Here is a 26,444-nt window from a genome sequence, read left to right on the forward strand (position 1 = left end):
GCGTGGCCATCAGCCTGCGAGGAGCTGACGACAGTGCGCATTGTCTCCATGACGGTTGTTCTCATGACCGTTGTCTCCGTCACCGTTGTCTCCATGACCCTGCACCGGAGACTCGGCGGCCCGGTACCCGGCACCGGGAAGCACCGCGCCGACGGGGAGCCCGCCCGGTGAACGCCGGATTCCCTCCCGAACCCGGAACCTCCCGCATCACCATCGAGACGTACCGCGTCCGCCCCGACGGGCAGCGGGTCGGCCGCACCCGGCGCCGTGTGTACCGGGCCGCCCCCGGCCCGCTCACCGCCGTCTCGCAGGGCTGGCCCCCGTGCCGCTGCGTCCGCTGCCGCGCCGGGGACGGGGACAGTCACGGTGACGGTGACGGTGTTCAGCGGGAGGGTCCTCCCGTCAGGATCACCTGGACGTAGGCCGTGGCCCCACCGACTCGGACACCGCCGGATGGCGCCCGCGCCCTCAGTGGGACACCGCCCCCGTCAGGATCGCCTCGATGTGGTCCGCTGTGCCGGACGCCGGGGTCGGGGGCGGGGGCGGGGGGCGCCACCACACGGGTGGGTTCGGGGTCGTCGTGCCCGGTGGCGGAGGCGTGCGGTGGGTCCGGTGGGGTGGGGCGAGTCGGTGTTCCATCACCTCCGTGAGGGAGTCGCCGTGGTGGGTGGTGGTGGTGCCGTCCGGGCGGTAGTGGGTCCAGGGGGCCGGGAGGCCGTCCGGGGTGAGGGCGTGGAGGTCGGTGTCCTGGCGGATCCCCGCCGTGGTCGACAGCACATCGCGGCCCAGGGCCCGGGCGAGGGCCGCGGCGAAGGCGGGGGAGACTCCGCCCGCCACCAGGATGACGGGACGGCTGTCCTGCGCGTCGGTGCCGTCCAGGAGGGCCGCCGCCAGTTGTTCCGGATCCAGGGTCAGGGGCGTCGGTTGTGAGGGGGAGGTGGTGAGGACCACGCGGTCGGTGTGGGGGTCGTAGTCCGCGGCCACGGGGGACCAGTCGCCGTAGCGGGGCAGGGCGTGCGCGGCGCGCAGGCGGGTGAGGTCGGGGCCGTCGGGCAGGTGCGGGAAGTAGCGGCCGTGGGGGGTGGGAATGCCCGTGGTGGGGAGGGGGACGCCGAGGGTGAGGGCGGTTTCCGGGTCGATGAGGAGTTCCGTCGCCCGGTCCAGGCGGTAGGTGAGCTGCGTGGAGCCGGAGGAGTGGGCGAGCGGGCCCTGCCGCTGGGCGGCGTCCACCCGGATCGTCACCAGGAGGCCCGCGTTGACGCGGAGGTAGGGCGTCTCCCGGCGGACGGCGACCGGCTGGACCAGGCGTTCGGAGGCCCCGCCGCCGTGGTCGTGGTTCTGGCCCAGGGAGCCGCCGGGGGTGACGGGGACCGTGTGGGTGGCGGTGCTGAAGCTGGGGCCGCCGCTCGCGGAGAGCGTGCCGTCGTCGCCCGAACCGTAGGACAGGACGTGTTCCGACATCCGGAGGGTCTCGGCGGTGTGGCGGGCGGTGACCCAGCCCAGGGGGACCGGGTCGTAGAAGCGGTGCCGGATGTGGAGTGCGCCGCGCAGGGTGGTCAGCGGGCCGTTGTCCCGGATCAGGTCCGGGAAGGTGTGGCCGTCGCCGAGGGTGAGGTGGAAGCCCGCCATCACCTGATGGCGGCCGAGCACCGCCGCGAACGCCTCGAAGGGGAGTCCGGCGGCGGTGAGGAGTTCGGAGACGGCCGCGGGGGCGGCGCCGGGGGTGGTGAGGGCCGTCAGGGAGTCGTCGAAGAGCCGGCGCAGCGCCTGGGCGTCCACTCCGGCCGGGAGGACACCCCGGGTCAGGATGTGCTCCCGGGTCACGGGCAGGGGGCGCGAATCCTGGGGGGTGCGGGTCGCCAGCTCGATGCCCTGGTGGGGGTCCTGCGGGGTGTCCCGGGGTTCCGGGGTGTCGACGCGGACGGCTGTGTGGGGGAGGGCGGTGGTCGGGCTCAGTGACGCCGGGATCAGGACTCCGTCCCGTACGTCCACGTGGCCCGTGGCCGTCGTGGGGGTGGTCGTGCCGGGGGCCAGGGTCAGGCGCAGGCTGCGGCCCAGCGTCAGGGCCGGGGACGCCAGACCGAGGCTGAGGGCGTGCAGCGCCTTGGAGGGGACGTAGTCGCGGTACAGCGTCGCCGTGATCCGCAGCCGCCCCTCGTAGCGGTGGCTGCCGCCGGTCACCCCCGTCACGTCCCGCAGCCGCAGGATGTCCCCGGCGCCCCACTGGCTCGACCGGTAGCGGCTGCCGTCGAAGCCCGCCCCGGCGTAGCTGCTCACCTCCGGGGTGGCGGGGATCGCCGAGGTGGACGCGCTCGCCCCCGCGCCGTAGCCGAGCGTCGCGGTGCCGGACCGCACACTGCGGTGGGTGTGCAGGCGGTACGTGGAGACCTCGGCGTCGGTGGTGCCCCGGTAGGTGTAGCCCTCGCCGCCGGGGGGCGGGGCGGCCCGCAGGACGAGGCTGAACTGCGCGGTGAGGCCGGGGAGGGAGTGGGACAGGTGCAGGACCAGGCCGGGGCCGAGGAGGGTGTCCCGGTGGGCGAGCAGGGCGTCGTGGCCGAGGATGGTGTGCAGGGTGGAGGGCAGGCCGGTGCGGCGGGGGCCGGTGGGGGGCGCGTCGCCGGTGGTGCCGGTGGGGGGCGCAGTGGTGCCGGTGGGGGGCGCAGTGGTGCCGGTGGGGGGCGTAGTGGTGCCGGTGGGGGGCGCAGTGGTGCCGGTGGTGCCGGTGGTGTCGGTGGGGGTGTGCCATTGGGTGTGGAGGAGGCGGCTGTCCACGGCGGCCAGGACCTCGCCGACCATCGCCAGGACGGGGTTGAGGTCCCCGCCCGGATGGGGGCCCGTCCATTCCAGGGTGTCCCCCGCCGCCATCAGGGGGACCTCCGCCGGGGACAGGCGCTCGGGGACCCCGGGCGGCGGCGGCTGCGACGGCTGCCGCGCCTCCGGGCGCAGGACCACCACCCCGCCCTCGACCAGCGTCTGCGCCCGGTGCTCCGCCGCCGACCAGCTCCCGGCCATGTTGCCCTGCCAGGTGCGGACGGTCGTCGTCCACAGCATGTGCCCGCGGTGGGGGGTGTAGGGGCGCGGCTCGTGGGAGATCCAGCGGCCGGTGAGGACCTCGTGGGACTCGATGGCCGTGCTCTGGACACTGCGCAGGGTGCGGTTCCCCGACACTCCCCCGGACGCCTCCTGCCCGGCGAGATCGCCGAGCCGCCCCGAGACGGAGTGCGAGACGCTCCGCGTACCGCCGAGGACCAGGGCGGGCTCGGAGTCCATGATGTCGCTCTGCCGCAGCTCCACCCGGCCCGGCTCGGGGGTGAGCGAGTACGGCCGCCCCGCCACGGTGACCACCGCGTGGCGGTCCCCGAACGTTCCCGCCCGGACGACGGTGAAGGTGTGCGCCACCGGTCCCCCGCCCCACATCGAACGGCCGATCAGATCGTCCTCGTTGAGGGAGTCGAGGCCGTCGGCCGCGCTGTGCGGCGCGATGCCCGCCTCGGTCAGCAGCGCCTCGGCGGTGGCGCGCAGCGCGCGGATCCCGAGGATCTCGACCGGCAGGTCGTCGGGGCGCAGCACCTCCGCCGTCTCGCCCGCCAGACGGGACCAGGAGGGGGGCGGCGGGACGGGGGTGGGGGTGCCGGGGGACAGGGGCGGGAGGCGGCGGGTCACCGCCGAGCCCAGGGGGGTGGGAGTGGGGGTGGGGAGGGGGAGCGGGGTGGTGCCTCTGGGGGCCAGGCCCTCCGCCATGACGTGGCGCATCAGGCCGGGGAGTTCGGCCGTGCGGTGGACGGTACGGGTCGGGGGCTGCTGGGGCTGGGCGGTGGTGGGGCGGCGGGTCACGGTGTCGCCGATACGGTCCAGGAGGTGGCGGCCCAGTTGGTACGCGGTGCCGTGGGGCTGGCGGGGGACGAAGTCCACGGCGACCTGGAGCCGGTACACCGCCGGGACGGTCATCGCCAGCGCCGGGCCCTCGTAGACGAACCCCAGCGACGCCCAGGCGCCCGCGCGGACGGTCAGGGCCGAGGAACCGGCGAGGGAGCCCCCGTACTGGCCGGAGAATCCCGCGCTGGTCAGGGCGAGCCCGGGGGGCCGGACCGTCAGACCGCCGCCCGCCCCGCCGCCGAACTGCGCCGCCACCCGCTCACGGGCGCCCAGGTCGCTGTAGGAGATGGGGTAGTGGTCGATCCGGGCCCAGGGGATGCGGTCGGTGCTCCAGGGTCCGGCGGGGGCCATGGTGAGCCGTACGTCGATCCACACGTCGCCGCCGACGACCGGAAAGCCGCGCCGGAAACCGGCCCGGTCGCTGATAGCCTGGCTGGTGTACGGCAGCAGGGCCGCCAGGGAGAAGCGCTGGCCGAGTTCGCGTTCCAGGGTGTGCCGGGTGAGGGCGGGGAGGGGGGCCACCACCGCCGCGAGGCGCGGGTCGCGCAGGGCGTGGTCGATCTCCGCGAGGGCCGTGGGGACCAGCCGGTCGGCACCGGCCAGCAGATCGACGACGGAGGTGCCGCGGCTGAGCCCGTGGAGGACACCGGGCGGGGGGAGGGGGTGGGGGGTGGTGGGGGGCGGTGTCCCGTTGTCCGGGGTGGTGGTCGGTGCGTCCGGGGTGGTGGTCGGTGCGTCCGGGGTGGTGGTCGGTGCGTCCGGGGTGGTGGTCGGTGCGTCCGGGGTGGTGGTCGCGGCGGAGAGTTCCTCCTCGAAGCGGGCGCTGTCGCGCTCGGGTACGCGTACGTACACGGTCAGGGCGTGGGTGACCGTGCCGGTGGCGGTCCGGACGGACGACCGGACGTCGGTGGTGAGGTCCAGCCGGAGCCGGTAGACATGGGTGTCGCTGGGATAGGCGACGTACCGCCAGTCCCCGCCGCCGCGTGAGGCGGCGAGCGAGCGGGCGGCCGACAGCGAGCCGCCGAGCGAGCCCCGCACTCCCCCGCTGAGAACGGTCCCGGAGGCGGTGGTGGCGCTGGGCGGCGTCAGACCGCCCGACAGCCCCAGCGAGACCCCGCTGCTCGCGCCCTCCGACTCCCCGGACCAGAACAGGTGCCGGGCGTCCTGCTGGACATAGCCGGAGCTGAGGTCGATGTGCTGCGCCGAGACCAGTTGGGACGTCAGCCGGAAGGCCGCCCAGTCCCCTCCGGTGTCGCCGGTGCCGGTACCCGTGACGGGGAAGACCGCGGAGGTGTATCCGGCGCCGAGTACGTGCTCGTGCACCTGGTAGAGGAAGTCGTCCGAGAACAGATCCTGTACGGCGGTGACGAGGGTGGGTCCGGCGGCCGGGAACCGTGCCAGGACGCGGGCCGCCGCGGGGCGGGGGCCGCCGTCGACCGAGAGGGCCTCGGTGAGGGTGGTGACCCGGCCCAGCACGGCGTGGAAGGCGGCGGAGGTGGCGGGCGGGGACGGGGAGGGCAGGGTCAGGGGCGGGCGGACCTCGGTGGTCCAGGAAGGGCCTTCGGGTGTGGTGAGGGGGGACTCGTCGTCCGGGAAGGCGAGGAGGGTGGGGGTGGGGAGGGTGATGGTGGTGAGGGGGGCGTCGGGGGCCGGGTTCTGGTTCTCGTTCGGGTTCTCGTTCGGGTTCGGGTTCGGGTTCGGGTAGGAGATCGCCCAGGTGCTGTCCGTCGCCTCGAAGTACGCGAACTGCTGGTGCCAGACCTGGCGGACGGTCTGGATGACCGCGCCCGTGTAGGTGCCGTGGCTCCGGGAGCCGTTCGCGGAGAGGGTGGGGCCGAGGGCGAAGCCCGGCAGGCGCGGGTTGCCGGTGGCGGTGGCGACCGGGCCGAGCGGCAGGGAGACGGACCGGTGGTCGCCGAAGCCGTCGAACGTCGACGGGTTCATGATCTGGGGCAGATCCAGGGCCTGGGAGGGACGGGCCCCGGTCTGCGCGGAGCCGATGTCCTCGGGGCGCCGGTAGTGGGCGCCGGAATCGCCGTCTAGGCCGCCGATCCGGAGCCGGAGGGTCACCGGGTGACGGAGGCCGGGGAGGGTGAGCGGGAGCCCTTCGGGCGAGGCCAGGAGGCGGCCCGCGGCCACCGTGCCCAGGGTGGCGAGGGTCGTGGCCAGAGCGGTCCGGGCGGGGGCGCGGAGGGGTTCGGGCAGCGGGGCGGTTCCCCAGGTGGCGAACTCCTCGTGGGCGTCGAGCGGGAACGGTCCGACACGGGCCACCCGGCCCCACTCGCCCCAGGGGAGCGGCTGTTCGGGAGTGTGCCGCAGGGCGTGCAGGACGCGGCCGGGGAGGCGGCGGGTGGTGGGACCTGCCGGTTCCGGTACGGGCTGCGGCTCGGGTTCGGTGGTGAGGGAGTCGAGTTCGGTGGTGAGGACGAGGAGGTCGTGGACAGTGGAGGCGGTGGCAGGGGTGGTGCGGCGGTGGGTCGCCTCGTCCCAGCGGTCCGTGAGGGCGTCCAGTTCCGTCCGGCGGTCGGTGGGGAGGTGGTCGCGGGCCGTGTCGAGCCGGGGGCGGGCGGAGGAGTCGAGTTCCTCGGCGCGCGCGGTGTGGAAGTCCTCCACCCGGTCGTGCAGCCGGGCCGACAGCCCGCGCAGCCGGACCGTTCGGTCGTGCTCGCCGGGACGCCAGGGCTGCCCGGCCAGGACCTGGAGTTCGGCGAGGGACGTCCGGAGGGTGGCGTGCTCCTCGGTGGCCTGCTCGGACAGGGCCGCGAAGGGGTCCGTGCCCTCGACCGCGAGTGCCGCCGACCCGGCGACGGCCGCCGCGTCCGTACGGGCGGTCTCGGTGGCCGTCTCCCACAGGGCGCGCAGCCGGGCGGGGGTGAGGCGTCCGGCGCCCTCCGGCCGGGCCGCGACCAGCTCGGTCAGGGCCCGGGCGTCGGCCAGGGTGACGGGGGCGTGGTCGGTGGGTGGCAGATAGCCGCGCACGAGGCTCTGGAGGTCGCGGGGGCGCGGATGCGTGGCGGCGAGCGGGTCGGTGAGGGTGTGCAGGACGGCCAGGTGCCCGGTGTCGAAGTCCCGGCCGTGCAGGGTGAAGGCGAGGCTGCCGAGGGCAAGCAGCCGGGACAGCCGGGCGTGCGGGAGGACCGCGTCGACCACGGCGCCGGTCCTGGTGCCGATGCCGGCCCGCTCGGCGAGGGCGAGGAGGGCGCGCCGGCGGTGGTGGGGGTGGTGGTCGTCGGGGGTCGGCGCCGCGAGGGTTTCCAGGCGGGCCACGGCGGCGGCGTCCTGCGGGGTGAAACGGTGGTGCGGGGTGATGCCGTAGACCTCGGCGAGCGGGAGGTTCTCCCGGCGGAACCCGCGCAGGCGCTGATCGGCGAGGTCGGTCACCGACACGGCCTCGGTCTCCAGCCGCTGGACGGTCTCCGGGGTGGGGTTCGGGGCCGGGTCGTGGGCGGCCTGGGCCACGGCGGCGCGCAGCGCGGTGAGATCGGCGCCGGGGAGGGTGAGTCCGAGGGCGGCGACGAGATCCAGGCGCTCGGCGGCCCGGTCCACGGCGAGGGCGGTCGTGTCGGGGAGGTGGTGGCCGGTCGGCGTCCCGGGTGGGGTGCCGGGGCGGTCGTCCAGCAGGGAGCGGAGTTCGGCCCGCAGGGCGGGGAGTATGCCGGGCCCGGTGCGGGTGGAGGGGGGCAGGGCGCCGTGGGCGCGGGTGGCCGGGGGGTCGGTGAGGGCGTCGGCCGTGGTGCTGGTGGTGGGGCGGGGGACGCTCGGCAGGGCGTCGGGCCGGATGGTGCCGTCGGGGCCGATGACGACCGCCTGGGTGCCTGGGGGGAACCGGTCGCGGGAGCGGTGGTCGATGTTCGGGCCGCCCTCGGCCTGCATCTCGATCCAGCGGGTGCCGGTGTCGGTCTGGTGGGCCGCGTAGGCGTGGCCGGGGCCGGTGGTGCTCTGGGCGAGGATCAGCGCGGTCGAGCCGGGACCGGCGGCGGCGAGGGCGTCGGTGAGGGTGCTGCCCTGGGTGACGGTGGTCCAGACCGGGCCGGGGGCGAGACGCGGGGCGGCGCGCTTGGTGCCGAGGTGGTTGTCGTCGAGGGTCGCGGGGAGGCGGATGCCGGTGCCGCCGGGGGTGCGGTCGGGGCGCTGGAAGAGGTCGAGGCTGTTGGCGGGGTAGAGGTGGCGGGCGAGGTGCTCCACGAGGATCACGCAGTTGATGAGGGCGAGGGGGGTGGGGGTGGAGGAGGGGACGGGGGTGGGGGTGGGAGCGGGGGTGGGGGAGGAGGTGCGGGCGTCGAATTCCGTGCGGGCGCTGTGTGCGGCGGCGTCGACGGCGGCGGTGAGGCGCCGGTCGCCGGGGAGCGGTCCGCTGTCATCCACGTCCGTGCTGACCACCGGGGGCACCGGGCCGCCCGGGTCACCGTCCACGCCCCCGGGGCGGAGGGCGCCGACATCGATGCCCTCGGTGATTCCGGGGCCGGTGTTCATCGCTGCGGGCGCTGCGGGGGTGGGTTCGGCCGCCGGGGTGGCGCTTGCGGGCTGGGGCGAGGGTGGGGGCGGGGTTGGCGTGGGGGTGGGGGTGGGGGTCGGGGTGGAAGTCGGGGTTGGGGTCGGGGTCGTTGGCGTCTGGGTCGTTGAGGTCGGAATCTGAGCCTGGGTCGGAACCGGGGTCGGAGCTGAGGTCGGAGCTGAGGTAGGGGTAGGGATCGGGGTCGAAACCCCGGTCAGACTCGGGGCCGGAGTCGGAGTCGGAGTCGAAGTCGGGGCCGGGGCCGATGTCGGGGCCGGAATCGGAGTCGAAGTCGGGACCGGAACCGGGACCGGAACCGAGGGCAGGCTCGAAGTCGACGTCAGGACCGGAGTCGAAGCCGGAGTCGAGATCTGAACCGGAACCGGAGCCAAGACCGGGACCGGAACCGGAGCCAAAGTCGGGACCGGAGTCGAGGTCAGCGTCGAGGTCGAGGTCGAGGTCAGGACCGGAACCGGAACCGGAGTCGAAGTCGGGCTCGGCTCGGAAACCGAGGTCGGCGTAGGAACCGGCGCAGGCGTCGGCGTCGAAGCCGGCGCAGGCCCCGAAGCCGTCGTCGAAGCCGTCGTCGAGGGCGTCCCCGCACCCGGCGTCCCCGGCGCCCCCGGCGTCCCGATCGAAAGCCCCCCCTCGAACGCCGTCCGCACCTTCCCCGCCAGCCACGTCGCCTTCAGATCGAGCGCCGACGCCGTCCGCTCACTGGTGATCGACGTCAGGAACCCACCCCCGCTCACGCTGAACTGGCGGAACGCGATGGCGTTGTAGACCATCTCCGCGCCCAGCCCCGTCAGACCGTCACCCACCACACCCTGGACGACGAAGTCCAGGAACTTGGCCGGCCGGCTGCGGCCCAGCAGATCCGCCACCCCGGACGACAGCGCCCGTGTGACACCGCTCCCGTAGGACGCGGGCAGCCCCCCGTCGAGCGCCCGGCGCAGGGCGTCGCCGAGGTCGTCCCGCCCGAGGTGGGTCAGGAAGGCGGACGCCCACCCCTCCCCCAGTTCCCGCGCCGGACCGTCCCCCAGCTCGTCGCCGAACCGCCGCCCGAAGATCTCGCCCATGTCCCGTACGAAGGTGCCGCCGACCGGGTCGGGATCCGCGCCGCGGGCCAGCAGCCCCACCGTGTCCGTCACCCGGTCGCCGAGGTCACGGGCGAAGACCCTGTCCGGCAGCACACCGCCCGCGCCGCCCCCGCCGCCCCCCGAACCCTTCGGACCGCCGCCCGGCGTCAGGGCCTCGTCCACGAGGCCGGACACCGAGCCCCGGAGGTTCCGGTTCAGCACCTTGTTCAGGTTCTGCGCCAGCCAGGACGCGGCGAACTGCATCGGTACCGCCACCAGCCCCGCGACCGCGCCGAACCCGATCGCCTGGAAGAGGTAGGTGTTGCCCTGGGTGGTGTGCATCCCCTGCCGGGCCAGCATCCACTGGGCCAGCCGGTCCATCGCCACCGCGAGGCCGACCTGGATCACCTCCTGGACGAGGATCGACGCCACCACCCGGGCCACCAGGCTCTTGAGGATCGCCCGGTACAGCGCCTTCAGGAACGACTGCCGCAGCAGCGCGCCCGCGGGATTCCAGATCGCCATCAGGAAGGTCAGGGCGAACTCGACCAGGAACAGGCCCAGTTGGAGGATGATCATCAGGTTGGTGTAGGCGACCTGGTACGCCGACTCCTGGGCCGTGTCGCCGAGTTCGCGGGCCGTGTCCCGCAGCCCGGCCAGCACCGACAGCCCCTCCGGCGACGCCAGGGACTGCATCGCCCGGAGGTACGCCTCGCCGAACTCGCCGGTCGTCTGGTCCGACACCGACTGGGAAACGCGGGTGAGGAGTTCCTCGACCTGCCCGAGCTGTTCCTCCAGCTCGCGCTGGGGCAGCACCAGGTACTGCTCCATCAGCGCCGGGTCGGCTTCGGGCATCCGCTGGCCGGTGAGCACGAGGAACAGGTTGTTGAGGTCGTCCGAGGGCATGGCGTCAGTCCCGTTCAGGAGGAGTTCCGGCGGGCAGAACCGCCCTCGCTCGCTCCCGGTGGGGAAGGGTGTGCCCCGGACCGGGGCGGTGCGCCATCGACCGGGGCCACTGGCGTGGCGGTACCGGGACGGGGCTGGAAGCGGCGGCGCTCCGAACGCGCCGCGCACGCGCTTCACCCGGCGCGGGCCGGGGAGGCGGGGGCCGGCCGGGACACGCTGTCGGTCCCGGGCCGCGGGCTCAGCCCCGCGCGGTACAGAGCGCGCTGTTCACGCGCAGCAGATCGACGGCCCGGTCGGCGGCGAACAGGCTCAGCAGATGCGCGGGGGCCGTGGGGCAGCCCTGCGACCGGCGCGCCGCCGGTCGGGGAACTGCGTTCACGGGTGTCTCCGTCGCTGGGGCCGTCGGTGCCCTCGGGGGGCCGACGGATACGGACAGTCGATCCCGTCATCCATCCATGCGCCCGGAACACCTGTCAATGTCCTGCGTCACAGCCGCCCGCACCCTGCCCATTGGTGCCCTCTTCCACGACCGTCAGGGCTGCCACGGCCGTCACACTCGCAAGGCCCCCCCAGGACCCCCAGGACCCCCAGCACCCCCAAAGCCCTCACGGCCCTCAAGGCCCTCAAGGCCCTCAGGTCTGCTGTCGGCGCAGCCCCTCGAACACCAGCCGCGACACCGCCTCCGCCACCTCATGGGCGTCCGCGCCGCGCGAGTCCGGGCGGTACCACTCCACGATGGAGTTGACCATGCCGAAGACCAGCCGGGTGGCGAGACGGACCTCGATGTCCCCGCGTACGTCGCCGTCGGCGGCGGCGGCCTTGAGGAGTTCGGCCACCTGGTGGTCGAAGTCGCGGCGGCGCTCCAGGGCCCAGCGTTCGGTGTCGGTGTTGCCGCGGACGCGCAGCAGCAGGGTGACGTAGGGGAGTTCGGTGATGAGGACCTCGACCATGCGGCGGACGACGTGTTCGAGGCGGTCGGCGGCGCGGCCCTCGCGCGCGGGGGGCTCCTCCAGGATGGCGAAGAGGCCGTCCAGGGCGCGGCTCACGGCGCGGCGCAGGAGTTCCTCCTTGCCGGAGACATGGTGGTAGATGGAGGACTTGCTGATGCCCGCCGCGCGGGACAGGTGCTCCATGGACGTGCCGTCGTAGCCGCGTTCGATGAAGACCTGGACGGCGACCGAGAGGAGGGTATCGGGGGTGTAGGTGTCGCGCTTGGCGGCGGTCATGAGGTGCTGCCCTCCCGCTTGTCGGTGGCGTAGGCGTGGCGGTAGAGCGCGAGGGACGGCGCGTAGCGGCCGGACGGATCGCGCAGATGGAGGTCGTCCAGGAGGGCGTACGCCCAGTTGCGGCCCAGGCGGCGGCTCCATTCGAAGGGGCCAAGGGGGTAGCTCACCCCGAGCCGCATCGCGGTGTCGATGTCCTCCTCGGTGGCGACGCCCTTGGCGACGGCGTCATGGGCGAGGTCCACGATCCGGGCGACCGTGCGGGCGACGATCATGCCGGGGACGTCCCCGAGGACGCTGACCTTCTTGCCGAGCGCCTGGAAGAGGCCGGTCGCCTCGGCGAGGGTCCGGGTGGTGGTGTCCTGGGAGGCGGAGAGGGCGACGCGGGTCGCCCTGCGGTAGTCGAGCGCCAGGTCGAAGTAGACGACGTCCCGGAACTCGACGGAGGTCTGTCCGTCGGCCAGGGCGAGCTGGCCGCCGCCGGGCAGGACCAGCCGGGTGCCGTGGTCCTCGTCCTCCTCGCGGACCGGGATGCCCGCCTCGCGGATCAGCGCGAGCAGTTCGGAGGCCGGGCCGAGATCGCCCTCGGCGACGACATACGCGGGCGGCGCGGCCGGTTCCGCGGTGTGCGGTTCGGCGGGCTCGGCGTCCGGGCGGTGGTCGTACCAGCCCTGGCCGGTCTTGCGGCCGAGGCGGCCGGACTCGACCAGCCGGCGCTGGGCGAGGGAGGGGGTGAAGCGGGGGTCCTGGAAGAAGGCGGTCCAGACCGAGTGGGTGACGGATTCGTTGACGTCCTGGCCGATCAGGTCGGTCAGCTCGAAGGCGCCCATCCGGAAGCCGCCGCTCTCGCGCAGCACCGCGTCCAGGGTGGCCGGGTCGGCGCCCTGGGCCTCGTAGACGGCGAACGCCTCGGCGTAGAAGGGGCGGGCGATGCGGTTGACGATGAAGCCGGGGGTGTCGGCGCAGGCCACCGGGGTCTTGCCCCAGGCGCGGGCCGTCTCGTACGCGCGCGTGGCCGACCACACGTCGGTGGCGGACCCGGAGACCACCTCGACCAGCGGCAGCACCGGCGCCGGGTTGAAGAAGTGCAGGCCGACCAGGCGGCCGGGGGCGCGCAGGGCGCCGCCGAGGGCGGTGACGGAGAGGGAGGAGGTGTTGGTGGCGAGGAGGCAGTCCTCGGTGACGATGTCCTCCAGGGCCCGCAGCAGGTCCCGCTTGGTGTCCAGGTCCTCCAGGACGGCTTCCACGACCAGGGCGCAGTCCGCCAGCTCGGCGAGGCCCTCGGCGGGCCGCAGACGCGCGCGGGCGGCGTCGCGCTCCGGGCCGCCCAGCCGTCCCTTGGCGACGAGCCGGTCCAGCCGGGCCAGGATCGCGCCGGCCGCGTCCCGAGCCCGCCCCGGTACGGCGTCGTACAGCCGTACGGGATGGCCCGCGGCCAGGGCGACCTGGGCGATGCCCTGGCCCATGGTGCCGGCGCCCGCGACGGCCACGGGGCTGCTGAGGTCGAGTGCTGTCATGTGCGCGATCCTCCCGCACCGGGTTGTCCACAGATACGCCGGACCCCCTTGTACCGACCGATCGTTCGGTTACTCTAGCTCTGTCGTGCCTTTCCTGTCCCTTCCTGTCCTTTGCCCCCGCCCCTGTTTCTGCCCCTGTTTCTGCCCAGGACGAGGAGTTGGTCCCCCATGCCGCCCGCCGCCGCCCTCTCGGCGAACGAACTGATCACCCGCCATCGCCCCACCCTCGACCGGGCCCTGGAGGCGATCGGCACCCGCGCGTACTGGTCCCCCCACCCCGAGCACCCCAAGGCGTACGGGGAGAACGGCAGCCTGGACGCCGCCGCGGGCAGGTCCGCCTTCGACGCCCTGCTCGGCACCCGCCTCGACCTCGGCCAGCCCGGCACGGACGACTGGGTCGGCGGCGAGACCTCCCCGTACGGCATCGAGCTGGGCGTCAGCTACCCGCACGCGGACCTCGACGTCCTGCTGCCCGCGATGAAGGCCGGGCAGCGCGCCTGGCGGGACGCCGGGCCGGAGGTGCGCGCGCTGGTGTCGATCGAGATCCTGAAGCGGATCAGCGACCGCACCCATGAGTTCGCGCACGCGGTGATGCACACCTCGGGGCAGGCGTTCATGATGGCCTTCCAGGCAGGTGGCCCGCACGCCCAGGACCGCGGCCTGGAGGCCGTCGCCTACGCCTACGCCGAGCAGACCCGCACGCCGGGCACCGCCGAGTGGGTGAAGCCCCAGGGCAAGCGCGACCCGCTCGCCCTCACCAAGACCTTCACGGCCGCCCCGCGCGGCATCGCCCTGGTCATCGGCTGCAACACCTTCCCGACCTGGAACGGCTTCCCGGGCCTGTTCGCCTCCCTCGCCACCGGCAACGCCGTCCTGGTCAAGCCGCATCCGCGCGCGGTGCTGCCGCTCGCGCTGACGGTCGCCGTCGCCCGCGAGGTGCTCGCCGGGGCCGGGTTCGACCCGAACCTCGTCGCCCTCGCCGCCGAGCGCCCCGGCGAGGGCATCGCCAAGGACCTCGCCACCCGCCCCGAGGTCCGGATCATCGACTACACCGGCTCCACCGCCTTCGGCGACTGGCTGGAGACCCACGCCCGCCAGGCCCAGGTCTACACCGAGAAGGCCGGCGTCAACACGGTCCTCATCGACTCCACCGGCGACTACCAGGGCATGCTCGCCAACCTCGCCTTCTCCCTCTCCCTCTACAGCGGCCAGATGTGCACCACGCCGCAGAACCTCCTCATTCCGCGCGACGGCATCGCCACCGACCAGGGCCCCAGGACGTACGACGAGGTCGTCGCCGATCTCGCGGGCGCGGTGTCCGGGCTGCTCGGCGACGACGCGCGGGCCAACGCCCTGCTCGGCGCGCTCGTCAACCCGGACGTCCGGGCCCGGCTGGAGGGCGCGGCGGGCCTCGGCGAGGTCGCGCTCGCCTCCCGCGAGGTGGCGCACCCGGACTTCCCGGACGCGGTGGTCCGCACGCCGGTGATCGTCAAGCTGGACGCGGCCAAGCCGGACGACGAGGCCCCGTACCTGGAGGAGTGCTTCGGGCCGGTGTCCTTCGCCGTCGCCGTCGACTCCGCGGCCGACGCGGTGGAACTGCTGCGGCGGACCGTACGGGACAAGGGCGCGATGACGGTCGGGGCGTACACGACGGACGCGGAGGTGGAGCGGGCGGTCGAGGACGTCTGCCTGGAGGAGTCCGCGCAACTGTCCCTGAATCTGACCGGCGGGGTGTACGTCAACCAGACAGCGGCGTTCTCCGACTTCCACGGCTCCGGCGGCAACCCGGCGGCGAACGCGGCGCTGACCGACGGGGCGTTCGTGGCGAGCCGGTTCCGGGTGATCGAGGTACGGCGGGAAGGGTGACCTTGCAGGTGCAGCCGTGACCCGGACATCCGAAACGTCCGGGCCACGGCCTTGGCGCGAGGAGGCCGGTCACTCAGCGAGACGCACGCCTCGGCGCTCGCACCAGGCTCGGCACGCCACCACCATGGCCGCCAACCACGATGCGTCAGGGCTCTTGGCGGCGCGGAAGCGGTACATGCGCGCCGTAGCGGCCACGAAGGCATCGATCGCCTTCCGGTCGGCCCTGCCCCACGCCTTGCACTGGGCCGCCCACGACTCGGCTTCGGCCGGACTGTGCCCTGAGGCGATGAGCTGGAGCGCCAGAATCGCCGGATCGATGAAACCGGCACCCCTGGTCGGCCAGGACCAGTCCACCAGCCACAACCGTCGCTCCCCCACGAGAAGGTTGCTCGGGTTCACGTCCGTGTGCAGCAACGCGTCACCCTGGAACCAGGCGGCCTCGCCCGCGCTGGTGGCGAAACGGTCCCAGCGGGTCTCGGCCCAGTCCCGGGCCTGACGGGGCACGTCGATTCCACCGATGGAATCGACCAGTTCGACAACGCCCGGCAGATCCACCGAGCCCGGCAGCAGACTGGCGGATCGAGCTTCGACCCACTCGAACCCGAGCACGATCCAACGGGCGTCCTGCACCTCCCACCGAAGTCGGGGGGAGAACTGCCGGACGGAGGGGTTGATCAGCGCCTCTCTGGCGAACGAGTCCGCTCTCCCACCGGGACGGTTCCGCACCGCCTTGACGAAGAAGCGCCCCTTCACGGCGTCCACCCGTGCCGTCAGGTCCGTGCTGAACCCCCGCACCGTGCGCCGGATGTCGCGCACCACGCCCGTGTGGGGCCGGATCAGGGCCCTGATCTCTGACTCGGGCTCGGGCTCGGGCTCGGGCTCGGGCTCGGGCTCGGCACTCATGATCCTTCAGTTCCTCGGGCTGCACTCGGTTCCCGGGTATCCGGGGGTGCACTCGTCGTCGGTTTCGGGCCCGCAGGGAGGCTGTTGGTCATCGGGGCCGCACGGGCTGTCAGGCCCGCAGCTCATCGAGCGGGTCAGCCCCCGTCCCTGCCGGATTGCCGCTTGGGCGTCCGCCATTTCGGGCCCGCCGAGGATAGCGGCCAGCGGGGTGTGCCGGGCGTTGCCCACGCCGATCCAGGTGGAGAAGACACAGGGGGAGACCTGTCCGTCCGGTCCGATGGATGCACGCCCGTCGCCGCATCGCCCGCACAGACCACCGGTGTGCGGCTTCCGCCCCTCGGCTGCCCGGCCGAACGGCCGGGTGTGGTCCACGCGGACGTCCTTCACGCCAAGCGCGTGCAACTCCGCCGTGGCCTCCGCTCCGGTCTCAGAGGGGTCCAGGACGACTACGGATGCGCGGAGAGGGATGCGCTTCGCAACGGCCCGCTTGATGTTCGTGAGCGTACGGGCGTGGCTGGGGCGTTTCGTGACGCTGTTGTGCTGGGCCGGAGGCCCGTAGTAGGACGTGGCGAGGCTCACGCCTTCACGTTGGAGCAGCCGCCAGCAGTCGGCCTCGACGTGAACGAGATTGCTGTAGACCTCGACTTTGAGGCCGACGTCGAGTGCGTGCTCCACCAGTTCCGCGAAGTGCGGGTGCATGGTCGGCTCGCCTCCGATCATCTGCACGAGTCGGATGCCATACCCCGCAGCTTGGTCCAGGACGCTCAGCCAGTTCTCACGGCTCATGTCGCCGTGGCTGCCGGAGGGGCCTGAGGCGTTGTAGCAATGGGTGCATTCGAGCTGGCAGTTGCGGGTCAGGTCCAGCCAAAGGAACCGGGGCGCCACTGGGGCGTCTCCGTCGGCCGGCGCCTCAAGAAAAGGTGCGGTCACGCTCTCACTCCTCTGATCCGAGTTGTGGTGCATCGGGCGCCCGCCCTGGTGGCGCTCGAGTGTTCCTGGACCGTGCCCTTGCAGGGCGGGCAGACCCTTTGCCCGGAATCGAACCGGGGCCTCGAAGCCTCGAAGCTCCCTGCGAACGGCAACGAAAGCGGGGAGCCGGCGCTGTGCGAGGTGCTCGCGCTCTACCACTGAGCTACAAGGGGGGATGCCCATGTCCGGCACGGGCCGGACTCGCCGGTGTGGCCGTTCGGTGGACGCGCACCGGCCTTGGTTCATCGGCTCTCTGCCGACACTCGTGGGGGGAACTCAGGTGCGGAGCACCATGCAGAGCGCGAATCCGCAGGACCCGCTCAGCACGGCGATCAGCAGTGGCCCGGTAACCGCTGCGGCGAAATCCCGAAAGCGCCTCACGACCACCGCCCCCGCTCGCGTGCACGCTGGAGCTTGGCCAGGGCGACCAGTTCGCGGACCTCGCGTTCCGTGCCCCGCCTCAGCCGGGTGAAGTGCACGCGCCAGACGAGTCCCGTGGGGCGCTGTAGATCGACCCAGCGGCCGTCGAGATTTCGCACCGTGCCGGGCATCTCGTAGTCGAGATCGAAGACGACCGTGCCGATGACGATCTCGTGCGGGGTGCGGAAGAACGGGTGCGGCCGGGCCGCCCGCGCGGGCGCCGGACCGGGGTTGCGGCTTGTCACAGCGGGCGGCCACCCTCCCGGCGCTTCCGGTTGTCCTCACGGACCAGTTCCCGTAACCGGGCGAGGGTCTGGCTGTCGCCGTCGCCGTTGGCGGTCTGGTCTGTCGCGCGTCGGTGCGGGTGCTGCCGGATCGTCTCGTCCGCCGCCCGTTCGCTGACGGCGCTGCCCAGTCTCCGGGCGGAGTCGCGAGCGGTCGCCGCCGCACCGCAGACGGCGCACCCCTCGACGGGGGCAGGCTGGAGTAGGGGCATGTGCAGTGCCAGGGGCTTGGGCGGGTCAGTCATCGATCAGCCTCCGTAGGCTGGCCTCAATACTTCTGAGTAGTGGAGGGGTCGGGGCTGCGTAGCCGCAGCTTGCTTCTGCACTCTCCTTGTCGTTTGGGTGCCTTGCGGGCCCGTTCGGCCACCGCCGTCGTCAGGTGGCCGGACGGGGGTCTATCGGGGGTTGTCGGGCCGGTGCTGCGCCAGCTCGGCCGCTGCCCTCTCGGCGGCCTGCTGCGCGAGTGCCCGCAACTGGGGGTCGAGGTCGGAGTCCTTGGCGGCGTTGACCGCCGCTCCGAGATCCCCGATCAGGCCGAACAGGTCGTCGTCGTTGCTCATCTCGTGCACTTTCTGTGGGGTCATGCCCAGCCGCGAAGGGGCGGTCGGGTGTTCGGGTGCCCGGCACGGGCGTGGTAGGTCATGGAGGCCAGTGCGACGCGTACGCCCAGGGCGTTGCCGTCCCGTCCGGCAGCGCGGAGCACTTGGTGCAGCAGCCGGCCCTCCCGGCGCGTCTCGACGCTCACGGGGCCGGACCGAGGGGTGCCGAGATCAAGCAGCACCGGATGCACTCAACCGCAAGGCGCCGTTCGCCGCCCGATCGGAATCGGGTCTGCCGGACTTCATGAGTGCCGCACTGGCACGGACGTCGGGGACCGGTGTGGCGGTGGCGGTGGCCGGAAGCGCGCTCGCACAGTAGTCCGCGCGTCGTGCGGGGACGCTCACCGCTCGCCCTCGGTGAGCTGCTCGTACAGCGCGACCTGTTCGGCTGCTTCCTGGCACAGCTTCGTCCAGGTCGACGCGTACACCGTGTGAGCGAGTCTCCATGCCGGGTCGCTGGACTTGCGCGCCCCGTACTTCTCGTGCAGCACGGATACGTGCGCGCCGTACGGCGGGGTTGCATACCAGTGCGCGGGTTCGCCCTGGAGGGAGGGCTGTGACTGGAAGTACGTCCAACCCTTGGGGAGAGTGGCGCCCATGTGCGTTTCCTTGTCCGGGGGAGGGTGGTTGTGGGTCCCGACCCCCGCGGCGGGGGGGTGCGCGCACGAGTCGGACCCCTTCCCGCTGCTGGTGGCTCAAGCCACGGGCAGTGGGGGACTCGCGCGGGGGGAGGAGGTACGCCGTGCTGGTCGCCCGGCAGTAGGGGTGTAGCCGGATCACCTGTCGTGTCCGGTGACTCCCCGCACGCCTTACATGTCGCTCTCATGACTCTAGGCAACTGGCTCGTGACGCAGAGCGGTACCGTTGAGCCAGTACCAGGGCTTAAGAAATTAAGATCCACGCCAGCGCCGGGGGGCGAGAGTCAATGAAGACTCCCAATCTGAATTTGGACAGGCTGCATCGGGAGGCCAGGTGGACGCAACGGCAGTTCGCGCTGTCGGTGAATCGGATCGGCGCAGAAAGAGGTATGCACCTCAAGTACAAAGAGCCGTCCGTAAATCAATGGCTCAAGGGACACTTACCTCGTGAGCCAGTTCGCCCCATTGTCCTTGAGGCGTTGGCCCGCCGACTGAATCGGGCGGTTTCGCATACCGAAGCCGGCTTCCCTGCACCCGCCGTACCCGCAACCTCAGAAATGGGGATAGTTCAGGAACTCGTCGAACTTGGGAGGCTTGATATGGACGCGGCTCGTCGCAGCGTGCTCGGCGCCGGTATTTTCTCGACCGCAATGATGATTCCCAACTGGCATGATGCCGTGGAGAGAATCACGGCCGCTGAATCGGGCAAGGTGCGACGCATTGGGGATGGCGAGATCGCGATGGTTGTTGCCATGACGCAACAGTTCTCCGATCTTGATTACCAATTTGGCGGCCGGGATGCCCGCCCGACAGCGGCAGCGTTCATCGTGAACACGGTTGCACCGTATCTGACCGCGGAAGGGTCGGACTCTGTGCGCGCCAAAATGCTCTCCGCTGCCTCCGACCTCTGCTATCTGACAGGGTATATGGCCGTTGATGAGGGGCAGCAAAATCTAGGGCAGCGCTACTATCTGAAGGCGATGGAACTGGCGAGGGCGGCGGGCGACAGGAATGCATACTCCCTTGCACTCCATGGCATGAGTTCCCAGGCCCTTCAGTTGGGGCACAACCGAACTGCGCTTGGGCTGACTTCTGCGGCAATGAATGAAGGAAAGTCGATCGAGTCCAACCTGCGGGCATTTCTGGCGGGACAGCGTGCATATGCCAGCGCGTTGACAGGCGACCAAAGGTCAGCGTTGACCTTCCTTCGGGAAGCGGAAACGGAGATCGGCAGGACCAGTGCTTCCAGCAGGGTGGTAATGGGACACTACCGGGACGCCGTTCTGGAGTACGACATCGCACAAGTGAAATACGGGATGGGGGATACGGCCGGTTCTGTGCAGTCGCTGAAGCGATATGCCTCTTTGCAGAACAAGCGTCATCGTCGCCGGGCAGTCCTGGATGGGGCAACACTCGCAGAACGGCAGATGCGCATGGGCCATCTGGAAGCTGCGTGTGCGACGTGGAGTCAGGTAATGGACGACTACCCGTTCGTACAGTCCGGCCGTGCTGATCAGAGAATCAAGTCAATGAGAAGATCGCTCAAACCGTTCCTCAAGAATCCTGCCGCACGGGCCCTTCATGAGCGAGCACGCGAGATGTTGCGGCAAGACGTACCGCGCAAGGCTGTCTGATGGAGTGCCGCACACACAGAAGTCCCGAGGAAGCCGATACCCGTCAAAGTCCGCTGGGTCCCGTCCGGGAACAAGGGCTCCCGGTCCTGCCGGAGGACTAGGCTCGCTGCGTGGCCGAGTCCTTCGTCAACGGTGATGTCCTGCACCTCGCCTGCGGGATCTGCCCCTCGCGCCGTCTCCCTGTGGGGGAGTTCGACGTCTTCGAGCGTCCGACCGGGGAATGCCCGTTCCGTCCCGCTGACGGCCACCGGTACACGGCTGACGGGACGCCGGTGTGCGTCCACCCGGAAAAGGTCGGACTACCGGCGGGACGGTACAAGAGCGAGGGTGCGCCGCTGAGGGTGAGAGTGTGTTTGCCCGCCGACGAATCCGCCGTCGTGCCGTATCTGCACGACTTGCTGTACGGCGCGGCGCCCGTGCTGCTCGATGACCTCATCGGGCAGGCGCAGATCGAGATCCGGCGCACGTTCCCGGACCTCGACCCGCTGGCGACGCTGCGCCGCGCGCTGAGCTAGCGACTACGCGGCGGCGAAGTCGATGGCGTGCTGCTTGCCGGACCTGTGGAACCGTCCGGCCACCGCCGTCGTCAGGTGGCCGGACGGGGGTCTACTGGGGGTTGTCAGGCTTGTGCCGCGCCAGCTCGGCCGCCGCCTTCTCGGCGGCCTGCTGCGCGAGTGCCCGCAACTGGGGGTCGAGGTCGGAGTCCTTGGCGGCGTTGACCGCCGCTCCGAGATCCCCGATCAGGCCGAACAGGTCGTCGTCGTTGCTCATCTCGCGCACTTTCTGTGGGGTCATGCCCAGCCGCGAAGGGGCGGTCGGGTGTTCGGGTGCCCGGCACGGGCGTGGTAGGTCATGGAGGCCCGTGCGACGCGTACGCCCAGGGCGTTGCCGTCCCGTCCGGCAGGGGCAGCCGGCGCTCTCGGCACGTCTCGACGCCGCTCAGGGCCGCGGGCCCCGACCCGACAGACAGCGCGGGCAACGGCACGGCGGCCACCGGTCCGACACCAGCGTCAGCGGCCCCGGACCGCGCTGGTACGTGCGCCGCCGCGTGGGCCCGGTCCGCGTGCCGTCCGGGCCCACCCGGTAGATCTCGACCGTCATGCGCGAGTTGCCCGGCGTGGGCGGAGTACCGGCGTTCACCGCGCCCCCTCCCCGGTCCGGTCGTGGCAGGGGCACGTGCAGCGCGGGACCAGGGTCACCTTGCCGCCGCTGTGGGGCATCGGGATGTCCTCCAGGAGACGGCACCGGTCGTGCCCGTCCGCGTACTCCGGACGCTGCGCAACCGCGCACTCGGACGACATCCGGTCCTCATCCGGGGCACCCCCGGTCGGCCCGGTCACGCCCCCACCCCTTCGGCGCCGACCACATGCCGGTCGAGATCCACGCCGAAATCGGCAGCCAGCACCAGGGCGACCCTGCGCCGCTTCTGACGTCCCCGCTCCCGGTCCGCAGCGATCACATACGGGCGGACCACCAACGGCGACCTGGGCGCACGGTCCCGTGCAACGCCCGGACGAGGCGCGTCCGAACGCTGCACGGGAGCCTCAGGGACCAGACGGGTACCCGCCCGACGCTTCCCCTTCCCCGGTAGTAAGACACCCAGCACCCAGCCCACGAACGGGCGGATAAGCTTCACCATGTTGACCTGCTCTCTCAGGTTGGCCACGCCCCCGGACCGTTCGAGCGGTCGCGGGGGTCTCCTGTGCTCACCTCAGAGTGCCGACATGGAAGGGCCGCGGTGTTCCCGATCCGGGAACACCGCGGCCCTTGACAGGACTACATGCCGACCCACGCCGCAAGCGATGCAAGCCCCTGTGGCGCCTTTCGTTGCCGACGCACCAAGACAGCGATGGTCTCCCGCATCAACGGGTGGTACCTAGCCTGTTGGGGGGCGACTTCCCTTGCATCGTGCAGGGATTTTTCCGCCAAGTCAGGCTTTCCCATTTGCGAGTAAGCCCTGGCCATTTCGATATGATATCGCCCCACACGCATTCTGGGGTGGTCGACAGGGAAGCGGAGCCTGCGGGCTGATTTCATTGCGTCTCCGAGATTTCCCAACTCAACCGCTGTGGCGACATCGAAGTGAGCCACATTCGTCACACCGAATGACGTCCAATAGACGCGAGGTACGTCCCGGCCAATCTGTTTTGCCGCTTTGCGCGCAAGCTCAAGTTGACCTTTCACCGAATCCTCGTTCTTCGCTTGCGCTTCCGCGATAGCGCCAGCCAGGCGCAGAGTCCCCGAAACCGCCAGCGCTTCAATCGATTCAGGGTGGTCATGCTGATCAATCAACTGGTGCCCCCGCTCCAACACCCTCAACGCCAACTGATTGTTCCCACGTCGCAGCAGCATGCTGCTGCGCTTGCCCAAGCGGAGTGCCAGCAACAAGGGATCCTGCGCTTGCTCCGCCATCCATCCCATTCGCTCCAGGGCGATCATGGCAAGTTGGTGATAACCCAGCCGATAGGCAAACTCGTAAGCCACCCAATAGGCCCAACTAAGCGACGTCGCTGCTTCGCTACGGTCGCTCCCACTAGGGAGTAGGCTCACGGCCGTTGTCAGCTCACCTATGAGGCCGGGCAGCTTGGATCCCACACCCCGATATTCCGTCGCGCAGGCAGCGATGCATAGCTCCCTGACATCATTTGCGATCTGGGCAATCGGTCGAGGGGTGATCTCCAGATCAGGCCCGAGGTCGTACAGATCGAGCGCGTCAGACAGTGGCATGATCATGCGATCTAGCTTGTCCTGTCGCATTTCCGAAATGTATGGCTGCCCATTCAGCACTGCTACGTCAACCTCAAGCACTCGCGCCACCGCCGCAACAGTTGTCGGTGTCGCAGGGGTTAGCCCAGCCTCTATTTTGGCGATTGTTCCCCGAGAAACGAAAGCGCGCTGCGCTAGTCCCGTCTGCGTCAGTTGGCGCAGCTTCCGGTAGTCGGCAATCCGTGCGCCGATGTGATCGTCCACGTGCCGGGGCATACTGACTCCGTTCTGACCTGGTCACTCAGAACGGTACCCCCGACGTATGGAGGGGGAACGGCGATCGGCCCTTGCTGGAGCGGGGGCCAATCTGCCGCGCACGTAGGCCCCTTGCCCCCGCGCGGGAAGCTCCCGGCCCCTTCAGGCGGGGCGATTCCCAAGGCTCCAGTGGTACAAGGTCATCGCCACGCTCGTCGCCAGGTTGTAGCTGCTGACCTGGGGGGTCATCGGGAGAGCCAGGTGATGGGCCGGGCGGGAGCGGAGTTCGGGGGACAGGCCCGTGCGTTCCGAGCCGAAGGCGAGGACGGCGTCGTCGGGGAGCTTCACATCCCGGAGGTCCTCGCCCTCGGGGTCCAGGGCGAACAGCGGGCCCGGTGGCAGGTCGGCCACCTCCAGGTGCTCCACCGCCGTCGCGTAGTGCAGGCCCGCCGCCGCCCGCACCACCGTCGGGTGCCAGGGGTCCAGCGTGCCCGTGGTGATCACGCCCGTCGCGCCGAAGCCCGCCGCCAGCCGGATCACCGCGCCCGCGTTGCCGAGGTTGCGCGGGTTGTCGAGGACCACCACCGGGGCCGGGCGGGGCAGCCGGGCCAGCCGCTCCCGCTGGGCCGCCCGCGGCGGGCGTACCGCGAGGGCGGCCACGCCGGTCGGATGCGGGCGCGGCACCAGCGCGCGGTACGCCGGTTCCGGGACCTCGGTGAGCAGCGCGGCCAGACGGCCGGTGAGGTCCGGTGCCAGGTCGGCCGCCAGCGCCAGGGTCGCCGTACGGTCCGTGGTGACCGCCACCGGGACGGCGGCACCGAAGCGCAGGGCGTGCTTGAGGGCGTGGAAGCCGTCCAGCAGGACCGAGGAGTCGGCCGCCCGGTGCCAGACGCTCAGCGGGTCGTTCATGCCGGGAAGCCTACGGGGGTGGTGGGGGTGTCCTCCTTCTCGTCCCTGGCCTTGTCCCTGGCCTTGTCCTTGTCCTCGGGCTCGTGCGTTTTTCTTGCCCGGCGGGGTGTCAGGCGGGAGGTCAGGCGGCCCAGGCGTCGTAGGAACGGGGTCGGGAGGAAGACCAGGTCCGCCGCGATCATCGCCAGGGAGAAGAACGGCAGGCCCAGCACCACCGCGATCACCGCGTGCTCGGTGATCATCGCGGCCAGCAGGACGTTCTTCGCCCGCCGGTTGAGCAGGGCGAACGGGAAGGCGATCTGGACGAAGACCGTCCCGTAGGTGATCAGCATCACCAGGGTGCCGCTGGCGGTCAGCAGGTCGCCCAGGGCCGCCCAGGGCGAGAAGTAGTCCAGGTTGAGCGGGTAGTAGACGGCGGTGCCGTCCTGCCAGCGCGAACCCTGGATCTTGTACCAGCCCGCGGTGGCGTAGATCAGACACGCCTCCGCCATGATCACCAGCAGTGCGGCGTTGTGCAGGATGTTGGCCAGGATGTCGAGGAGCGTGCGCGGCGGGGCGCCCTCCGGGAGGCGCCCGGCGGCCCACCACAGGGCGGTACCGGCCAGCACCCCCCACAGCAGCACCGGCACCGTCCACTCGCTGTCCAGCCGGCCCGAGACGGTCACGGACAGGAGGGCCAGGGCGAGGAGGGTCCAGAGGGCGGGGCCGGTGCGGTCGGTGGGGCGCTCCCCGCGGGCGCGGGCCGCCGCCGTCCGGCGGGCCCTGCGGGCGTCCAGCGACCAGACCCGGCCACAGCGCACGAAGACCAGGTACAGGCACATCAGATGCAGCACGTTGTCACCGCCGTCGCCGACGAAGACACTGCGGTTCTGGAGCGACAGCACCCCGACCATGAACAGCGCCGACATGGTGCGGGTCCGCCAGCCCAGCAGCAGGAGCAGGGCGGAGAGCGCGGCGAGGGCGTAGACCGTCTCGAACCAGAGCGGGCTGCCGGACCAGAGCAGGGCGGTGAACGCGCCGTTCATGCCGACGAGTTCCTCGGCCAGCTCCTGACTCCAGGGGCCGTCAGGGCCGTACAGCTCCGCGCGGTGCGGGTACTCGCGCAGCAGGAACAGCAGCCAGGTCGCCGCGAACCCGATCCGGATCACCGCGCTCTGGTACGGGCCGAGCGGGCGTTCGGTGACCCGGCAGATGGCGCGGGAGACGGCGAGCGAGAAACGGTTCATCCCATGTCCCCCGTGCGCTCTCCGGCGGGGACCTGCCACCAGGGCAGCACCCGGTGCACCGGGTCCAGGGAGATCTCCTCCTCGCTCCAGGGCGGCGGCGCCACATTGGTCGTGCTGGAGCGCACCTGGACCCGCTCCACGGACCCGCCCTCCCCCGCCGCGCCCTCGCGCACCAGCCGCAGCACCACCAGCCGCCGGACATAGGTCTCGGCGAGGGTGCCGCGCGGGCCGGTGACGCGGTTGTCGCCGTCGTGGGTGGCGGCGTAGTAGTCCCAGGCGCGGCGGAGCGCGTTCTGCTGGGTGTGGCTGGGCAGCGGGTTGCCGTCTATGGCGCGGCCGTCGGCGGCGGACAGGTCGTACCAGGAGGTGGTGCGGACGGCGCCGTCCGGGGTGCGGATCTGGGCGCGGACCTGGACGGCGACGTTCTGCTGGAGGGGGTTGGGGGCGAACAGCTTCCAGTTCTGCTCGAACTCCGGGTAGACCCAGTCGTCGATGGTGGCGGCATGCTGCTTGCTCACCGTGTTCGGCGGGGCGACGTGCAGGAACACCATCCCGAGGTGGACACAGACGGCGACGGCCACGGCGGCGAGCGCGAGGGCGACACCGATCCGGTAGGGGAGGGGGAGGCCGGCTATGCCGGATATGCCGGGGCCATCGGGGGTGGCGGTACCGATGGCGGTACCCGTGGCGGGGTCAGGGGCGGGGTCGCTCCGGGGCGGCTGGGGCGGGGGTGCGTCCAGTGGCGCGTCCGGGGATGCCTCCGGACGCTGGGGGGCCGACGGGGACGGGTCCGGGGATGGCCCCGGCGTCCGGGAGGCCGACGGGGACGGGTCCGGAGGCGCACCCGGCTTCTCGGGTGCCGCCGGGGGCGCACCCGGCCCCTGGGGTGCCGCCTCGTCCGCGTCCATTCCGCCCCGCCCCGATTCCGTGTCCGTCCGT

At 71.8% G+C, this 26,444-nt stretch carries 22 protein-coding genes; 4 read left to right on the forward strand and 18 right to left on the reverse strand.

Annotation, left to right across the window (positions count from 1 at the left end; genetic code table 11):
- The first annotated feature begins 167 nt into the window (after positions 1-167).
- Positions 168-422 (forward strand): hypothetical protein, encoded by a 255-nt coding sequence (locus AB0O01_RS25095; RefSeq protein WP_365316693.1) that lies wholly within the window; start codon positions 168-170, stop codon positions 420-422.
- A 46-nt stretch (positions 423-468) separates the two neighbouring features.
- Here AB0O01_RS25095 and AB0O01_RS25100 read toward each other — a convergent pair whose 3' ends face one another.
- From AB0O01_RS25100 to AB0O01_RS25115, 4 genes are all read right to left on the reverse strand, one after another.
- On the reverse strand, positions 469-10,356 hold the full coding sequence (locus AB0O01_RS25100) for a hypothetical protein (protein ID WP_365316695.1): 9,888 nt from the start codon (positions 10,354-10,356) through the stop codon (positions 469-471).
- A 238-nt stretch (positions 10,357-10,594) separates the two neighbouring features.
- The gene (locus tag AB0O01_RS25105; protein WP_365316696.1) at positions 10,595-10,735 is read right to left on the reverse strand and encodes a hypothetical protein; all 141 of its coding nucleotides are present in this window, start codon (positions 10,733-10,735) and stop codon (positions 10,595-10,597) included.
- A 253-nt stretch (positions 10,736-10,988) separates the two neighbouring features.
- The gene (locus tag AB0O01_RS25110; protein ID WP_365316698.1) at positions 10,989-11,582 is read right to left on the reverse strand and encodes a TetR/AcrR family transcriptional regulator; all 594 of its coding nucleotides are present in this window, start codon (positions 11,580-11,582) and stop codon (positions 10,989-10,991) included.
- Positions 11,579-13,096 carry a 3-hydroxyacyl-CoA dehydrogenase gene (locus AB0O01_RS25115; RefSeq protein ID WP_365316699.1) on the reverse strand — a complete coding sequence of 506 codons (1,518 nt, stop codon included), beginning with the start codon at positions 13,094-13,096 and terminating at the stop codon, positions 11,579-11,581. The genes AB0O01_RS25110 and AB0O01_RS25115 overlap by 4 nt, the downstream gene beginning before the upstream one ends.
- Positions 13,097-13,264: 168 nt before the next feature.
- Here AB0O01_RS25115 and paaN point away from each other — a divergent pair, with 168 nt between their 5' ends.
- Positions 13,265-14,962 carry a phenylacetic acid degradation protein PaaN gene (gene paaN, locus AB0O01_RS25120; protein WP_365316700.1) on the forward strand — a complete coding sequence of 566 codons (1,698 nt, stop codon included), beginning with the start codon at positions 13,265-13,267 and terminating at the stop codon, positions 14,960-14,962.
- Between the two features lie 69 nt (positions 14,963-15,031).
- Here paaN and AB0O01_RS25125 read toward each other — a convergent pair whose 3' ends face one another.
- From AB0O01_RS25125 to AB0O01_RS25155, 7 genes are all read right to left on the reverse strand, one after another.
- On the reverse strand, positions 15,032-15,865 hold the full coding sequence (locus AB0O01_RS25125) for a protein kinase (protein ID WP_365316702.1): 834 nt from the start codon (positions 15,863-15,865) through the stop codon (positions 15,032-15,034).
- Between the two features lie 6 nt (positions 15,866-15,871).
- Complete coding sequence (locus AB0O01_RS25130; RefSeq protein WP_365316703.1) at positions 15,872-16,795, reverse strand: radical SAM protein; 924 nt, start codon at positions 16,793-16,795, stop codon at positions 15,872-15,874.
- Between the two features lie 416 nt (positions 16,796-17,211).
- Positions 17,212-17,499 (reverse strand): hypothetical protein, encoded by a 288-nt coding sequence (locus AB0O01_RS25135; RefSeq protein WP_365316705.1) that lies wholly within the window; start codon positions 17,497-17,499, stop codon positions 17,212-17,214.
- Positions 17,496-17,783 (reverse strand): hypothetical protein, encoded by a 288-nt coding sequence (locus AB0O01_RS25140; protein ID WP_365316707.1) that lies wholly within the window; start codon positions 17,781-17,783, stop codon positions 17,496-17,498. The genes AB0O01_RS25135 and AB0O01_RS25140 overlap by 4 nt, the downstream gene beginning before the upstream one ends.
- A gap of 150 nt (positions 17,784-17,933) precedes the next feature.
- Complete coding sequence (locus AB0O01_RS25145) at positions 17,934-18,098, reverse strand: hypothetical protein (protein WP_365316709.1); 165 nt, start codon at positions 18,096-18,098, stop codon at positions 17,934-17,936.
- 20 nt (positions 18,099-18,118) lie between these two features.
- Positions 18,119-18,283 (reverse strand): hypothetical protein, encoded by a 165-nt coding sequence (locus AB0O01_RS25150; protein WP_365316710.1) that lies wholly within the window; start codon positions 18,281-18,283, stop codon positions 18,119-18,121.
- 195 nt (positions 18,284-18,478) lie between these two features.
- Positions 18,479-18,736 carry a hypothetical protein gene (locus AB0O01_RS25155; RefSeq protein ID WP_365316712.1) on the reverse strand — a complete coding sequence of 86 codons (258 nt, stop codon included), beginning with the start codon at positions 18,734-18,736 and terminating at the stop codon, positions 18,479-18,481.
- A gap of 326 nt (positions 18,737-19,062) precedes the next feature.
- Here AB0O01_RS25155 and AB0O01_RS25160 point away from each other — a divergent pair, with 326 nt between their 5' ends.
- Both AB0O01_RS25160 and AB0O01_RS25165 read left to right on the forward strand, forming a co-directional pair.
- Complete coding sequence (locus tag AB0O01_RS25160) at positions 19,063-20,409, forward strand: tetratricopeptide repeat protein (RefSeq protein WP_365316714.1); 1,347 nt, start codon at positions 19,063-19,065, stop codon at positions 20,407-20,409.
- A gap of 110 nt (positions 20,410-20,519) precedes the next feature.
- On the forward strand, positions 20,520-20,924 hold the full coding sequence (locus AB0O01_RS25165; protein WP_365316716.1) for a hypothetical protein: 405 nt from the start codon (positions 20,520-20,522) through the stop codon (positions 20,922-20,924).
- 91 nt (positions 20,925-21,015) lie between these two features.
- On the opposite strand, the gene AB0O01_RS25170 is transcribed toward AB0O01_RS25165, so the two are convergent.
- The 7 genes from AB0O01_RS25170 to AB0O01_RS25200 all read right to left on the reverse strand — a co-directional run bounded on the left by AB0O01_RS25170 (position 21,016) and on the right by AB0O01_RS25200 (position 26,413).
- Positions 21,016-21,180 carry a hypothetical protein gene (locus tag AB0O01_RS25170; RefSeq protein WP_365316718.1) on the reverse strand — a complete coding sequence of 55 codons (165 nt, stop codon included), beginning with the start codon at positions 21,178-21,180 and terminating at the stop codon, positions 21,016-21,018.
- Positions 21,181-21,545: 365 nt separating this feature from the next.
- Positions 21,546-21,749, reverse strand: coding sequence for a hypothetical protein (locus AB0O01_RS25175; protein WP_365316720.1), 204 nt, complete (start codon positions 21,747-21,749; stop codon positions 21,546-21,548).
- The gene (locus tag AB0O01_RS25180; RefSeq protein WP_365316721.1) at positions 21,746-21,868 is read right to left on the reverse strand and encodes a hypothetical protein; all 123 of its coding nucleotides are present in this window, start codon (positions 21,866-21,868) and stop codon (positions 21,746-21,748) included. The genes AB0O01_RS25175 and AB0O01_RS25180 overlap by 4 nt, the downstream gene beginning before the upstream one ends.
- A 317-nt stretch (positions 21,869-22,185) precedes the next feature.
- Positions 22,186-23,379, reverse strand: a complete 1,194-nt coding sequence (locus AB0O01_RS25185; protein ID WP_365316723.1) for a helix-turn-helix transcriptional regulator — start codon at positions 23,377-23,379, stop codon at positions 22,186-22,188.
- 153 nt (positions 23,380-23,532) lie between these two features.
- Positions 23,533-24,279, reverse strand: coding sequence for a TrmH family RNA methyltransferase (locus AB0O01_RS25190; RefSeq protein ID WP_365316724.1), 747 nt, complete (start codon positions 24,277-24,279; stop codon positions 23,533-23,535).
- On the reverse strand, positions 24,276-25,505 hold the full coding sequence (locus tag AB0O01_RS25195; RefSeq protein WP_365316725.1) for an HTTM domain-containing protein: 1,230 nt from the start codon (positions 25,503-25,505) through the stop codon (positions 24,276-24,278). The genes AB0O01_RS25190 and AB0O01_RS25195 overlap by 4 nt, the downstream gene beginning before the upstream one ends.
- A complete protein-coding gene (locus AB0O01_RS25200; RefSeq protein WP_365316727.1) occupies positions 25,502-26,413 on the reverse strand; it encodes a DUF5819 family protein in 912 nt (303 codons plus the stop codon). Before AB0O01_RS25200 ends, AB0O01_RS25195 begins: the two co-directional genes overlap by 4 nt.
- Positions 26,414-26,444 lie beyond the last annotated feature (31 nt).

The organism is Streptomyces sp. NPDC093252 (assembly GCF_040683675.1).
Lineage (GTDB): Bacteria > Actinomycetota > Actinomycetes > Streptomycetales > Streptomycetaceae > Streptomyces.